We start from the raw sequence: 13,277 nt of genomic DNA, 5'->3' as shown, positions 1-13,277 counted from the left end.
AGCTCTAGCCGCGAAAGACGCATCGGCCCAGATTTTTCTGTCCCCCCGATCCAGCCAGAGGCAACCTGTTCCCCATTTGCCATAGCCGCCACACCATCCGCAAAGAAGAACAAAACTCGGCTCCGACCAACCAATAAAAATCCCGAAACACTGTTGCCCATTGATGGGTGCGGTTCTGGCCAATCATGCGATACCTAAAGGTCGAATTCGCGCAAAAGAACTCTGGCAATCTGTTGATATGTTTTAAAAAAGATGCTTTCAGAGCGGCCAGAGACCAATAGAATTCCGCGTTGGACACGCATCGGAACCGGGTTAAATTCAGGCTCGCGCGTTATGACCGCCGTCACAGAAAACCACGCGCCGAAAGGGGTCTCAGCCTGTGTGTCAGGGTTATTCTCAACCGGGATAGGTCCGCCATTTGCCGCCGATAAATAGCCCCGCCCCAGGCTCTGTGCTGTAAAATCAGAAATCGTCGTCAACCGTGCGGTTTGCGTAGGTAAATCAGGATCATCGGGGATGAATCGACCGGTCGCATCCACGCCAATCCGGGCGACGTCCTTTTCCGCGACATAGCCAGAGAGTTGCGACAAATCCGGGGCAATCAGCGTGGCCAGACGAGCGTGATCAGATACCCAAAGCCCCGGCCGCGCCGCATTATCCAAATCCATCACCACCGCATCAAAAGGCGCCAGTAGTGTCAGCTGATCTTGTGCGGCCTCCAGTCCGATGATTTGTTTACGCGCCGCCTGTAATTCTCCTTCCAAGATCAGCCCCTGCGCCCGGTCCTGCATCGAGGCACCGCGCCGATCAAAGCGCAGTTGGGCCAATTTTGCGCGTCTTCGCGCGGCCTTCAGCTCCATCGTCAGCGCCGGCGCCTGCAAGGTGATCAGCGGGGTCCCGGCGGTGACCGTTTGCCCCTCTTGCACCTGTATCTGAGTGATCTGCCCGGGGTGTTGGGGGTACAGCCCGGTCTCATGGGTAACGCCCATTATGGCGGGAATACGTACCGTCGTGGGGTAGGGTACAAACAGCGCCGCACATCCCAGGCCCATGATGCCCAAGACGAGCCAAAAGCGGGGGTGGGTGATTAATTCCTGTCGCATCTTAAACCATATTCTCATTTCACGAAGGATCGGCAAGGCAAGGAAAAAGGACAGCTCTACAATCAGCAGGAAGATCCCGGCGGCCTTGAAAAACAGGTTATAAACCAGCAATGCGATGCCCAGATACAGCAAGACGCGATACGCCCATGTCACGATGGAATAACCGATCAGAAACCGTCGCATGCGCGGCGTAAAGCTTTCTGGTGCGGGATCGTTCAGGCCAAATAAGGCCTTGCGCACCCGCCAGCGCGTTAAGGCAAAGGCGCGCGGCTGCAGGTTTTGCACCCCAATTGCATCGGCCAGAAAATAATACCCATCAAAACGCATGAACGGATTTAAATTCACCGCCAAGCTCAGCACCCAGCTTGTTGTTGCCGCAGCAAACGCCACGCCGCGCATCGGCCCATCGGGCAGGATAACCCACAGCAAAGTCGCGATCGCGGCAATGCCCAGTTCCACCATCACACCGCCTGCGTCAATCATCAGCCGATCACGGCGGTTACGTAGCCGCCACGCATCCGAGACATCAGTATACAGCAGCGGAAACATGACCATAAAGGCCAGCCCCATCACGGGCACACGCACCCCACGCAGCGTCGCTTGCCAGGCATGTCCCATTTCATGGCACAGTTTGATCCCGATCAGCGCCACAGCGTAATAAAGCGCGCCATCTAATGATAAGAACCGCTCCGCGTAGGCCAAAAACGCGTCAAGTTGACGCGCCGCAAGACTAAGGCCAATTACCGCTATCACCAGCAAACACCAAACCATACCACGCGACAGGATTGGCCGGGCCAGCCAAACAGTGGCGTCCAGAAACCGCTGCGGGCGCACCAAAGGAATGCGGAAAAACAGATAGCTTTTCGCCAGAGCCAATGGCCCGATTTTGCGCGCCTTTTCGGCGGTGGTGCTGTAGCTGCGTGAGGACCCGCCAGGCGGCAGTTTTGTCAGCTCTGCTCCGGTCAGAAATTGCACTACTGCCGCAAGCTCATCGCCATCGGGCTGCCATCCAAATTCGCGCGCAGTATAGGCCCGTAGTCGCGCAACATTACCCATGCCCCAAGCGCGCAAAATCTCAATCATGCGCTGGCCGACCTGGAAATAGCGGTGGCGCACGGGATCGTATATCACCCACGCCGGTGCGCCCGACAAAAGCGGTGCGCCACGCTCTATTTGCAGGTCATCGCGCAAGGTCGGAAGAATGAAGTCATCGTTCAACATTGCTATGACCGCTCAAATCCCAAAGGTTTGCCGCATCCATGCAAAGGGCCGACGTAGCAGAACAAAGGCCAGTGGCGCAGGCTCACCCAAAATTTGCGCGGTGCCGCGCGCCCCGATCCGCAAACCCGCTGCGATGGCGCTTCCCGTTCCATCGTCGGTTTGGGCGTTGTCGGTCGCGTACAGCTCATATGCGAGGGTGCCATCGGGCTGACTTATAGCATGAAAACTGGCACGGTGGATCTGGGCGGGGCGCAACGCCAGTGGATCACTGTCCAAAAACACGCGGACACGTTCATCGCCAGTCATGACGATCAAATCGTCTACCGCCAAGGACAGCCGATATTCGACGCGGGCGGGATCGGCAATTTGCAAGATCCGCTCCCCAACGGAGACAGGGCGGCCTACCCAATCTTCTGCCGCGGATAAAATCACCAAACCCGACGTGGGAGCCAGAATTTGGGCGCGTGCCAGCCGTTCATCGGCGAGCGATTTCTCGGCCAACGCCAAGTCAAGCTCTGCCTGGGCGACAGCGAGGTCCCGGCGTGCATCGGCACTTGCAAATGCACCAGAAGAAGTAGTGGCAAGTCGCGCAGCGTTCACAAGGACTCGTTGTTGGGCGATATCCGCCGCATTGCGCAATTCTGTATCTTTAAACCGGGCCATAACAGTGCCCTGTTCAACCCATTCGTTTGGGGTCACCAGGATTTCATCAATGACACCGTCCAACGGTGCCGCCACCACCGCCGGATCACGACCAATGATTTCCACCGGCGCGATTGCACTAAGCGGGACCGGGAAAGCCAGTGCCATAACGATCACCGTCGCCAAAAGTATCTGCAACATCAGTTTTATTGGTTTTGGCAGATGGCGCAGCCGATCTTTGGTCAAGGCCGACAGCGCGTGACCATAGACATCGCCCAGTCGAGTGGCCAACATATGCTGCCCCTCAGGCCAAGGTTTTTCCCGCGTGAACAACACCCCCCCGGCGATTGTCCCTTTGCGCGTCATCAACGGCACCCATAACCCATAGCGAAAAGCGGCCTGTTCATCGTGATCGGGCAGCTCCACAGCCACGGTTTTATCGCCCGGCGTATTTTGCACCAAACGCGTGACGGTCTGTAAAAGCGGTGCGTTGCGATCAAATGATGAAAGGCTGGAGACGGCTTTCAGTCGCAAACCGCTGCGTTGGTATTGAAACGCAAAGGCCTGCCGGAATTCGATTATCGCGCGGGTTTCATTCGCAAGATGGTGTAGCAATTCCGATGCGCTGATATGGCGTCGCACCTCTGTTTCCAGTTGCAAAAGCCGCAATGCACTCTCATTGGGCGCGGGCTTTGCCTTTGTCTTGACGGGCCGTATCGGGGTCGGGGCAGCACCGATCCTAGTCATTGAGCGCGGGTCCCTCAATGGCCACTGTGCCCGACATCCCCGGTAAGACCTGCTCCGGCGGGGCATCGAAGACGGCAAAAACATCAATGGTTTGGCTGACGGGATCAACGGCTGGGCCAATGCGGTCAATGGTGATGGGCAATACCTGACCAGTTTCGCGCACTGACAGTTGCACAGATTGCCCCGGTTTCAGCCAGCGCAGCCAAATCGAAGGCGCAATCAGATCAATCACGAGCGCCTTGTCTTGTAAGATCTGCAGCAGTGGCGCGCCGGTTTCGGGCGTGGCAAACAGGCTTGTCGGTGTGGCCACGACACGGCCGTCATACGGGGCAAAGATCTGGCAATCCTTGACCACATTCGCCATGCTATCTGCGCGCGCCGTTGCGGCATCCACATCGGCCTGACTGACCTGCAACTCTCCTTTGCCGATTGCGTTATAGCGATCCAGCTTGGCGTTGATGGCATGGCGCGCCCTTGCACCGTTTGCCGTGGCCTCTGCCTCGGCCAGATTGGCCAGATAGCGGGTGCAATCGAACCCAAGCAGCAGATCGCCTTGAGCGAAACGATCGCCGACGCGAAGTGGCATATCAATGATTTGCGCGGTGAGCGGCGCGCTAAGTTCGGTCTGCTGTTCAACGCGGATAATCGCCGCTGTTGTATATGTTTCAGCCGAGGCCGCCTGCAGCGCCATTGCCGCCCAAACGACACCTAAGCGCAGAAAATATCTATGCATAACGAAACCCTCCTGTAGCGTAGTTACAGGTTTAACCAAAATGGAGAGTTAACGACGCAATGAATCTCGCTATGGTTGTTATTTGTGTGGCAAGGAAATGCCGCCGGCGAACCTGCGAAAACCGACTGAATTTAAACAAAAAACGCGCGGGCAGCCGACAAGGCCGCTCCGCGCGTTAATGTCACACAAAATCGTGATGGCGTTAGACGCCCTCACCTACGAATGCTTTCTCCACCACATATTCGCGCGGTTCGGAATTTGCACCTTCGTGTAGGCCGAAGCTTTCCAGAACGGCCATGACATCTTTGTTGAACGCCAGGGATCCGCAGACCATTGCGCGGTCGGTCTCGGGGTTCATCGGCGCAAGGCCCAGATCCTCAAACACTTTGCCCGACGCCAGATTGTCGGTGATCCGGCCCATGTGGTGGAAGTCTTCACGAGTCGCGGTCGGGTAGTATTTCAACTTGCCCTCTACCATCTCACCGATCAGCTCATCGTTTTGCAGGTCTTCCACCAGCGTCTTGCCATATTCCAGCTCTTCGACGGTGCGGCAGGTGTGCATCATGATGACCTCGTCGAATTTTTCATAGGTCTCTGGATCACGCATCAATGACGCAAATGGGGCAAAACCTGTGCCAGTGGCCAGGAACCACACACGTTTGCCTGGCAACAGCGCGTCATGGACCAGCGTGCCCACGGGTTTAGGGCGCAAGATGATCTCATCACCCTCTTTAATATGCTGCAAGCGCGATGTCAGCGGGCCGTCCGGCACTTTGATCGAATAGAACTCCAGCTCTTCGTCCCAATTGGGCGAGGCGATAGAATAGGCACGCATGATCGGCTTTTGCTTGCCGGTCTTGGGATCGGGATCCCCCATCAGACCGATCATCACGAATTCACCGGAGCGGAAACGCAGGCTTTGCGGCCGCGACACGCGGAAGGAAAACAGGCTGTCGGTCCAATGTTTCACCGATGTAACGGTTTGCGCATCGGGAAGGGTCTTGACGGGAGGGGTGGCTGTATCGGTCACGTCGAGGCTCATTTTCTGTTTGTAGCCTGCCAGCAGCAGCGGCAAGGCTGAAGGGAAAGGCAGGGCATGCGGCCCTCTGGCTATATGGCTGGGCGGTGGTGTAGCGTTGTGCGGCCCCTATGTGAAGGGGCCAAACACATGGCTTAGCCTGCCAGGCGGCGGCGGTAGCTGTGCTCGCGCCAATTGGCACGGGCCAGCCATTGATCTTCGGGTTGGCGTTCAGCCAGCTCATCCGTGATTTCGACCTCATCGAAACCAGAGCGGCGCGCCATCGCATATTGATCCGCCAAAACATGGCCACGCGCCCGCAACCGACCGGTAAAGCCGGAATCACGCAGACGGCGACCAAGGGTGAACCCGCGCCCATCCGCGAAGGATGGGAAATCACAGATCACCATTTCAGCACCTTTGATCAGGCTTTCCAGCTGTGCCGGATCGGTGTCAGACGCCAGTTCGACCGCAGCCGGTCCGGTGAAATCATCGGCATGGAAGCCGTCATCGCGCACGATTTTGCTCATGCCACTTTCTCCTTTTCGTTGCCGGCGCTTTTGCCGTCGTCGATTGGTTTGCCATCGGGGCCAACGCGGACCATTTTCCCACCGATAAAGTGGATGCCGCATTCTGTCTTTGCCTGACCGCGCCAGCGGCCCGCCCGGGGATCTTCGCCCGGTTTTACGGGCGATGTGCATGGCGCACACCCAATCGACGGATAGCCCTTGGCCACAAGCGGATGCTTGGGCAGGCGGTTTTCGATCATGTATTCTTGCAGATCCTCCCGGGCCCAATGGGCCAACGGGTTGATTTTCATACGCTCCGGTGTCTCGACCTCAAAGAAGTCGATCGTTTTCCGCGTGTCACCCTGATAGCGTTTGCGCCCGGTGATCCATGCGTCAAACTGACTAAGCGCGTTTTCCAGCGGCACGGTTTTGCGCAGGTTACAGCAGGCATCCGTATTGAACTGATGCAGCGTGTTGTCAGGGTCTTCCAATGCCAACGCCGCGTCATCCGCAACGATGGTGCGCACATCCGTCAGCCCCAGTTTCTGCGCAACCTCGGTCTGGTAATCAAGCGTCTCTTGAAACAGCATCAGCGTATCGATGAACAGCACCGGCGTCGATGGCGCAATCAGCGATACCATATGCAGCAGCACAACAGATTCCGCCCCGAACGAGGACACTAAGGCGACCTCACCCGTGTCCGCATCGGCCAGCGCCTTTTCCATCACCGCAATCGCTGCGTGATGTTTATAGCGGTCGTTCAGACTTTGAACGCGTGAGTTGATATCGGGAAGGATATCACGCGGCATTCTTTTTCGCGTCACCATAGAGCGCCTCCTTGAACGGGTCGGCGCCAAGGCGCCGGTAGGCGTCGAGGAAGGTTTCCTCGGCTGTTTCGCGTTTCTCCAGATAGGTCTTCAGCAGCCGTTCCACAGCCGGCACGACCTCATCATAGGCGAAACCCGGTCCGGTGCGTTGGCCAATGGCGGCGTTCTCAGTGCCATCACCGCCCAGCGTGATTTGGTAGTTTTCCACCCCTGCGCGGTCCAGCCCCAAGATGCCGATATGGCCGACATGATGGTGACCGCAGGCGTTGATGCAGCCCGAAATCTTGATCTTCATCAGACCGATTTCCTGCTCCAATCCCAGCTCTTGCACCCGCAGTGCGATCTTTTCCGCGACCGGGATCGACCGGGCGGTTGCAAGCGCACAGTAATCCATGCCCGGGCAAGCGATGATATCCGATGTCAGACCAGCATTGGCCGTTGCCAGACCCACTTTCGCAAGTGCGGTAAACACAGCTGGCAGATCGGCCTTGGCCACATGCGGCATGATGATGTTTTGCTCATGGCTGACACGCAACTCGCCATAGCCATAGGCATCGGCCAGATCCGCCATAACGCGCATCTGCTCGCTGCTGGCATCCCCCGGTGTTTTGCCGTGTTCTTTCAGCGAAATCGTCACCGACGCGTGGGTTTCTACCTTATGCGGGTTGGTATTGCGCGCAACCCAAGCGGCCAGTGTTGGATCCACCGCCACAGCAGCGGACAACGCCGACGGATCCGCATTCTTGAACGCGGGCAGGGCGAATTGACGCTCCAGATCGGCCAGAACATCTTGATCCACGCCAGAGAACCCGTCGCGAATGCGCGCAAATTCGGCCTCGGCCAGATCACGGAATGTGTCCAAACCGTTTTCAAACACGGTGATCTTGATCCGGGCCTTATATTTATTGTCGCGCCGTCCCAACAGATTATAGGTTGAAACGATGGCTTCCAAATAGGGCAGCAAATCCGCTTTGGGCAGGAAGTCCCGCACCACCTGACCGATCATCGGCGTGCGGCCCAGACCACCACCCACGAAGATACGGTAGCCCGGCTGACCATCCTCTTCGACCAGTTCCACGGCGACATCATGCGCGCGCAAAACGGCACGGTCATGCTTTGCCGCACCGACTGCGATCTTGAATTTACGCGGCAGGAACTGGAATTCCGGGTGGTCGGTGGACCATTGCCGGATCAATTCTGCTGTGGGGCGCGGGTCTGCGATTTCGTCTGCGGCAGCGCCGGCGAAATGATCCACCGTCGTGTTACGGATCGTATTGCCCGAGGTCTGAATCGCATGCATCTGCACATCGGCCAGCGCGTCCAAGATATCAGGCACGTCTTTCAGCTTGGGCCAGTTGAACTGGATGTTCTGGCGGGTGGTAAAATGGCCGTAGCCCTTATCCCAAGTGTCCGCGATATGCGCGAATTGGCGCATCTGATCCGACCGCAACGTGCCATAGGGCACAGCGATGCGCAGCATATACGCATGCAGCTGCAGATACAGCCCGTTCATCAGGCGCAAGGGGCGGAACTCTTCCTCGGTCAGTGACCCGTCGATACGGCGTTCCACCTGGCCGCGAAACTGGGCGCAGCGCTCGCGAACAAAGGCTTCATCGAAATCCGAATACTTATACATTCGCGCTCTCCTTGGACGTATCTGCCTGTTTGCCATGATAATAATTCGACGGACCACGGGTCCGGAATTCTTCACGGAAATGGGTGGGTTCAGGGCCGTTCGGGCCGGCTTTGGCATCGGCCAGATAGGGGCCGACAATGTGATCTTGTTGACCTTGCGCGGTCAGCATTCGCATATCTGCGATTGTCTCATCCTCGATCAATTCGGCGCTTGCGTGGTCGCGCACCCATTGGCCATCGGCGGTCATATAGATCACGTCGCCTTCCAATAGATCATTGGCGGTCAGGACTTTTGGAGTGAACTTACGTGCCATCACAGGGCCTCTTCAGTAGGAATATCGACAAAGCGAGCATCGCGCGTGGCGAGCCCTAGCAGATTTATGGCGGGGCCGCGAGTCGCGGCGCAGGCTTTGGGACGCGGTCCCATTGGGCTGTATTGCATCGTTTGATCGCTGCACAAGGCAAGGTCAGGCGATAGCTCCGCGCGGGGATGGGGCGGGCTGGGCAAATGTGTCATGCCCAGATTGCGGAATCGCGCAGCTGTGTTTCGCGTATAGATTGCTGCAACTGCACTATGGGCCGCAAGGGCTTTTCGGGTCGCAGTGTTAAACCGTTTTGTTTCAGCGCTTTGGCTTGCCTGTTTGTGGTTGCGTGACTGCGGCAATGCGGCAAATGCCAAGCCCGCCCGCGTGACGGTCACGTCACGGCTCTGCCGCGCACCTGCAAGGGTGACGGTTTTGATGGGCTTGGCTGGGTGGCGCATGGTCATTGCTGTGCTCTCCGAACTGATCTTTAATATAGGAAATGATCCCGTTTTTGCACCATACATGCTTGCGAATAAGGATATTTGTTCCTAAGTCGGGTGGCCTGAGTGATGTTTTCCCGCATAGCACCGGAGAGGCGAATGACAGTCCGCATAGATGAGCTGGATCGAAAAATCCTTTCGCAATTGCAAGACGACGCAAGCCAATCGCTGGATGAAATCGCCCGTCGGGTGGGCTCATCTAAGACGCCGGTGTGGAATCGGATCCGCAAATTGAAAGATGCGGGCGTGATCGGGCGCCAAACTGTAATCCTTGACCCCGAGGCGCTGGGGCTGGAGGCGTGTTTCTTCGTTTTGGTGCGCACATCCGAACATGAGGCCGATTGGCAAAAAACGTTCCTGGCAACATTGCAAGCCCGGCCAGAAGTGCTGGAGGCGCATCGTTTGGCGGGCGACATCGATTATATCCTAAAGGTGCGTGTGCCCAATGCCCGCGCATATGACGCCTTCTATCAGGCGCTGATATCCGAAGTGAAGATTCATAATGTGACCGCGTTGTTGTCGATGGAAGAGATCAAATCAACCACATTATTGCCGCTGTAACCGCCCCCTTTGCGTTAATCGCTGCGATAGGTTTCGGGCTTAAGCCCGTGGCGCGCCAGCTTGTCGTAAAATGTCTTGCGCGGCAGCTTCAACATTTTGGCAGTTTCGGTCGCGTTTCCCTGATGGCGTTTCAGCGCGTCAATCAGCAAGGTTCGTTCCACCTGCGCCATCTGATCGGCCAGCCCCTGTTCCTGCGCATGATCTTGCGGCGGATCGGCCAGACCCATTGCAAAGCGCATTGCCTCTGACATCAGCGCACGGGAATTGCCCGGCCAGTCGCGTGTCATCAGCGATTGCACATAATCAGGTGGGACATCTGGCAGCGGCAAATTCGATTGCTCGCACGCCAGTTGCACATAATGGCGAAACAGCGCAGGGATATCGTGTGTGCGATCTTTAAGTGCGGGAATGCGCACCCGCATCACATCCAGCTTCCAGTAAAGATCGGGGTGAAACCGGCCAGAGTCGCGCTCGCCCGCCAAATCCCGATAGGTGCCCGCAATCAACCGGGTGGCGGGCTTGGTTTCCAACAGTTCGAGCAAGGCAAACTGTGCCGGTTGCGGCAGGTCTGCGACCTCATCCAGGTATAGGGTGCCACCTTCGGCGCGGTCAAAACCGGCGGCCAGCATATCAGGCACCAACCCGGCCGCGGCCAGCTTTACGAAGGGACGCTGCGCCGCAGCTGATACCAGATGGATCACCTCGGCAACCTTCGAAGTGCCCGCCCCCGGCGCGCCTGTCACCAGAACCTCGGCCCCTGAACGCGCCGCCACACGGCAGTGTTCGCGCAGCGCTTCGCCCACTTCGGAGGCGCCAACAAGCATCCGCGCGGCTGCATCGCCTTTGCGGATTTCATGGCGCAGCGCACGGTTCTCCAACACCAATCGTCGGGTTTTTAACGCCTTTTCGATCACGGCCAGCAAATCGCGCGGTGTGCAGGGTTTTTCCAGAAAATCAAAGGCGCCCTCTGACATACCTCGCACAGCAGAGGGCACATCGCCTTCTCCGGTTAGTAAGATTACCGGCAGTTCTGGGTCGACTTCGCGGGCATGGGCCAGCAGGTGAAACCCATCGCGCCCCGGCATGCGGATGTCGGATACGATAATCCCGGCGAAATCGGCGGTGATATGGTCGCGCGCTTCCAAAAAGGATCCTGTGACCACCGGGGTCAGGTCAGCCAGCTCAATTGTTTGGCTTAGGGCGTCGCGGATGGCGCGGTCGTCATCAACCAGCAAAACACGGGTAGCGATGGTCATTGCGTGCTCTCCGAATGGGGAGGGATGGATTGTGGCGGCGGCGTGCCGGAATGCGGGGCGCGTGCGGTTTGCAGCTCTACGGTAAAGCGCGCACCTGTCGGGGTGTTTTCGCCGCGCAATGTGCCGCCGAAACTTTGCACCAGCCCATAAGATATGGACAGACCCAATCCCATTCCTTCGGCGGTGCCTACTTCTTTGGTGGAATAAAACGGGTCGAAAACCCGCTCTGGCTGGGTGATGCCGGGGCCGGTGTCTTCAACGGTCAGGCAGGTTGTGGTTGGGCCCGGCACGATGCGGATACGGATGCGTCGGTTGGGGCAATTCACCATGGCATCCAGCGCGTTCGAGATCAGATTGACCACGACCTGCGACAGTCGGACCTCGCCACCCATCACCACGGCAGGGCGGTCAGGCCGGCACCAATCAACCGAGATGCCGTTCTCTTTCAGGCGAATTTCCATCAGGTCCAGCGCGGCCTCCACCACCGCTGCAAGGCCCACACGGGTAGCGGGTTCGGCTTCTTGCCGGGCAAAGGCGCGCAGATTGCGGATGATACGGCCCATGCGCTGCGCCATCGCAGTGATGCGCAACAGGTTTTCGGCGGCGCGGTCCGGGTAGCCGCGTTCCAGAAATTGCCCGGCGTTATCGGCATAGGTGCCAATTGCCATCAGCGGTTGGTTCAGCTCATGGCTGATGCCCGCGGACATCTGTCCCAGTGCCGAAAGCTTTCCGGCCTGCACCAGCTCTGCCTGGGTGCGGACCAGCTGTTCATTTGTCGCGCGCAGCTCGGCGGTGCGATCGGTCACACGACGTTCCAATTCGGCATTAATACGAGCTTCACGCTGTAAATCACGCGCCAGGATCCGACGCCATTCCCATAGCGCCAGAATGACCGAGCCAACACCGATCAATCCCAATGCCAGGGAAATCGCCTGAACCCGAGCCGTACGCAAAACGCCTGTCGCATCGGCCAGCGCATGGCCCGTCATGCCGATCACCGGTAAATCGCGCGATATTTCCAACCCTAGCGCGGGCAGGTCACGTAAATCTGTTTGCAACAGCTTTTGGCCGGCCAAAGACACCTGTGTTGCGCTTAACCGTGCAGGGCGCAGCACCAGGTCAGAGCGGTTGGCAACAAATATGACGCCGTTATCATCGGTGAACCACACCGGAACCGGGGCGCCACGGCCCGGCGCCTCCACCTTTTCCGCATCGACGATCAGCACCACAATCCCTGTCGGCGCAGTCTGTTGGGCAAACACTGGCAGGGCAAAGGAAAACACCCGCTGCCCTGTGGCCAGTTGCACGGTATGATACAGGCCCGCAGCCCCTTGACGGGCGCGCAGAATATCAGGTGTCAGCGGCAATCTGTCGGCATGGCCGGGTGGTCCGGCCAAAACACGACCAGAGGGCGACAACAGCAGCATCTGTTCGGCCCCGGCCAAATCGGCAAACCGCTGCAAGACCTCGCTGACGACCTGTGGCGCGATGCCGGAATCATCGGTTGTCAGCGCCTTGATATAGGGGTGATCGGCGGCCAGAACAGCCGTTTCGCGGTAGTCCAGCAACGCAGAGACCAGCCGGTCAGAGGCCAGCTGTAAGTCTGCGGCCCCGCGCTGCGCAAGCCGATCCAAACCCGCCCGGGCCGAAAAATGCCAAACCGAGACAGCCGCCCATAATACACAGCCTAAGCCCATGCTTAGCACGGTCAACCGTGCCAGCATCGGCTCTTGTGTGCCTTCAGGCTTGTTAGGGCTCAATCGCATAAAGGATGAAACCCGTGGCGGGTGCGTAAAGGTCATATAGACGGCGCGCCGTGTCGTTGGTTTCATGCGTCAACCACCGAACGGAGGCAAAACCGCGATCGGCCGCGAATTGACGTACATGGTCAATCAGGGCGCGGCCCACACCCTGACCACGCGCATCGGGGGAGACAAACAAATCGGACAGGTAAACAACCATCGTGCCCGACAAAGACCTGTGCATGGTTTGATATTGCACCAAACCTACGGCCTCACCTTGACGATTATAGGCGATATTGGCGTAGAAAGGCTCTGTCTTGTCCAAGATCCATTGCCAGACAGGTTCTGTCCCGGGACCGGGATCGTTATCATAGAATTTCGCGTAATTCTCGAACAAGTCTTGCCATTGGTTCCGGTCTTTGCTGGTGACCGGACGGATGGTTAAATTCGTCGTGGACATGGGCTTTGCTCCTGCTTT

The 13,277-nt window shown here is 57.8% G+C and carries 13 protein-coding genes; 1 reads left to right on the top strand and 12 read right to left on the bottom strand.

The genetic code is table 11. The features are described 5' to 3' along the window. Positions 1–194: 194 nt before the first annotated feature. The 9 genes from BFP70_RS02060 to BFP70_RS02020 form a co-directional block, all read right to left on the bottom strand. A complete protein-coding gene (locus BFP70_RS02060) occupies positions 195–2,324 on the bottom strand; it encodes an HlyD family efflux transporter periplasmic adaptor subunit (protein WP_083217296.1) in 2,130 nt (709 codons plus the stop codon). Between the two features lie 12 nt (positions 2,325–2,336). Then, positions 2,337–3,713, bottom strand: coding sequence for an efflux RND transporter periplasmic adaptor subunit (locus BFP70_RS02055; protein ID WP_176715470.1), 1,377 nt, complete (start codon positions 3,711–3,713; stop codon positions 2,337–2,339). Beyond that, entirely contained in the window at positions 3,706–4,446 is a 741-nt protein-coding gene (locus BFP70_RS02050) for an efflux RND transporter periplasmic adaptor subunit (protein WP_066009640.1), read from the bottom strand. Before BFP70_RS02050 ends, BFP70_RS02055 begins: the two co-directional genes overlap by 8 nt. Before the next feature lie 202 nt (positions 4,447–4,648). Then, the gene (locus BFP70_RS02045; RefSeq protein WP_369820171.1) at positions 4,649–5,476 is read right to left on the bottom strand and encodes a ferredoxin--NADP reductase; all 828 of its coding nucleotides are present in this window, start codon (positions 5,474–5,476) and stop codon (positions 4,649–4,651) included. 143 nt (positions 5,477–5,619) lie between these two features. After that, complete coding sequence (locus BFP70_RS02040; RefSeq protein ID WP_066009638.1) at positions 5,620–5,994, bottom strand: DUF934 domain-containing protein; 375 nt, start codon at positions 5,992–5,994, stop codon at positions 5,620–5,622. After that, positions 5,991–6,800: a phosphoadenylyl-sulfate reductase gene (locus tag BFP70_RS02035; protein WP_369820170.1), complete on the bottom strand. Its 810-nt coding sequence runs from the start codon at positions 6,798–6,800 to the stop codon at positions 5,991–5,993. The genes BFP70_RS02040 and BFP70_RS02035 overlap by 4 nt, the downstream gene beginning before the upstream one ends. Then, positions 6,772–8,436 (bottom strand): nitrite/sulfite reductase, encoded by a 1,665-nt coding sequence (locus tag BFP70_RS02030; RefSeq protein ID WP_066009634.1) that lies wholly within the window; start codon positions 8,434–8,436, stop codon positions 6,772–6,774. Before BFP70_RS02030 ends, BFP70_RS02035 begins: the two co-directional genes overlap by 29 nt. Next, positions 8,429–8,749 (bottom strand): DUF2849 domain-containing protein, encoded by a 321-nt coding sequence (locus BFP70_RS02025; protein ID WP_066009632.1) that lies wholly within the window; start codon positions 8,747–8,749, stop codon positions 8,429–8,431. The genes BFP70_RS02030 and BFP70_RS02025 overlap by 8 nt, the downstream gene beginning before the upstream one ends. Further along, complete coding sequence (locus BFP70_RS02020) at positions 8,749–9,198, bottom strand: hypothetical protein (protein WP_176715469.1); 450 nt, start codon at positions 9,196–9,198, stop codon at positions 8,749–8,751. The genes BFP70_RS02025 and BFP70_RS02020 overlap by 1 nt, the downstream gene beginning before the upstream one ends. 141 nt (positions 9,199–9,339) lie before the next feature. Between BFP70_RS02020 and BFP70_RS02015 the strand changes: the two genes are divergently transcribed. Beyond that, positions 9,340–9,801 carry an Lrp/AsnC family transcriptional regulator gene (locus BFP70_RS02015; RefSeq protein ID WP_066009627.1) on the top strand — a complete coding sequence of 154 codons (462 nt, stop codon included), beginning with the start codon at positions 9,340–9,342 and terminating at the stop codon, positions 9,799–9,801. Positions 9,802–9,815: 14 nt separating this feature from the next. Here the strand turns inward: BFP70_RS02015 and BFP70_RS02010 are convergent, their stop codons facing one another. The 3 genes from BFP70_RS02010 to BFP70_RS02000 are packed head-to-tail and all read right to left on the bottom strand — an operon-like array spanning position 9,816 to position 13,259. Next, positions 9,816–11,051, bottom strand: coding sequence for a sigma-54 dependent transcriptional regulator (locus BFP70_RS02010; protein WP_141693065.1), 1,236 nt, complete (start codon positions 11,049–11,051; stop codon positions 9,816–9,818). Positions 11,052–11,053: 2 nt separating this feature from the next. Continuing rightward, positions 11,054–12,823, bottom strand: a complete 1,770-nt coding sequence (locus tag BFP70_RS02005) for a sensor histidine kinase (RefSeq protein WP_083217294.1) — start codon at positions 12,821–12,823, stop codon at positions 11,054–11,056. After that, positions 12,807–13,259 carry a GNAT family N-acetyltransferase gene (locus BFP70_RS02000; RefSeq protein ID WP_066009618.1) on the bottom strand — a complete coding sequence of 151 codons (453 nt, stop codon included), beginning with the start codon at positions 13,257–13,259 and terminating at the stop codon, positions 12,807–12,809. The genes BFP70_RS02005 and BFP70_RS02000 overlap by 17 nt, the downstream gene beginning before the upstream one ends. Between the last annotated feature and the right edge of the window lie 18 nt (positions 13,260–13,277).

The organism is Thioclava sp. SK-1 (genome assembly GCF_001705665.1).
Lineage (GTDB): Bacteria > Pseudomonadota > Alphaproteobacteria > Rhodobacterales > Rhodobacteraceae > Thioclava.
This window is presented reverse-complemented; position numbering and strand designations above follow the sequence as displayed.

Excerpts from the sequence above, each read along its gene's own strand:
- BFP70_RS02000 (WP_066009618.1), bottom strand. The coding sequence starts at position 13,259 with ATGTCCACGACGAATTTAACCATCCGTCCGGTCACCAGCAAAGACCGG.
- BFP70_RS02005 (WP_083217294.1), bottom strand. The coding sequence starts at position 12,823 with ATGCGATTGAGCCCTAACAAGCCTGAAGGCACACAAGAGCCGATGCTG.
- BFP70_RS02035 (WP_369820170.1), bottom strand. The coding sequence starts at position 6,800 with ATGGTGACGCGAAAAAGAATGCCGCGTGATATCCTTCCCGATATCAAC.
- BFP70_RS02040 (WP_066009638.1), bottom strand. The coding sequence starts at position 5,994 with ATGAGCAAAATCGTGCGCGATGACGGCTTCCATGCCGATGATTTCACC.
- BFP70_RS02060 (WP_083217296.1), bottom strand. The coding sequence starts at position 2,324 with ATGTTGAACGATGACTTCATTCTTCCGACCTTGCGCGATGACCTGCAA.
- BFP70_RS02025 (WP_066009632.1), bottom strand. The coding sequence starts at position 8,749 with ATGGCACGTAAGTTCACTCCAAAAGTCCTGACCGCCAATGATCTATTG.
- BFP70_RS02050 (WP_066009640.1), bottom strand. The coding sequence starts at position 4,446 with ATGCATAGATATTTTCTGCGCTTAGGTGTCGTTTGGGCGGCAATGGCG.
- BFP70_RS02015 (WP_066009627.1), top strand. The coding sequence starts at position 9,340 with ATGACAGTCCGCATAGATGAGCTGGATCGAAAAATCCTTTCGCAATTG.
- BFP70_RS02030 (WP_066009634.1), bottom strand. The coding sequence starts at position 8,436 with ATGTATAAGTATTCGGATTTCGATGAAGCCTTTGTTCGCGAGCGCTGC.
- BFP70_RS02055 (WP_176715470.1), bottom strand. The coding sequence starts at position 3,713 with ATGACTAGGATCGGTGCTGCCCCGACCCCGATACGGCCCGTCAAGACA.
- BFP70_RS02020 (WP_176715469.1), bottom strand. The coding sequence starts at position 9,198 with ATGCGCCACCCAGCCAAGCCCATCAAAACCGTCACCCTTGCAGGTGCG.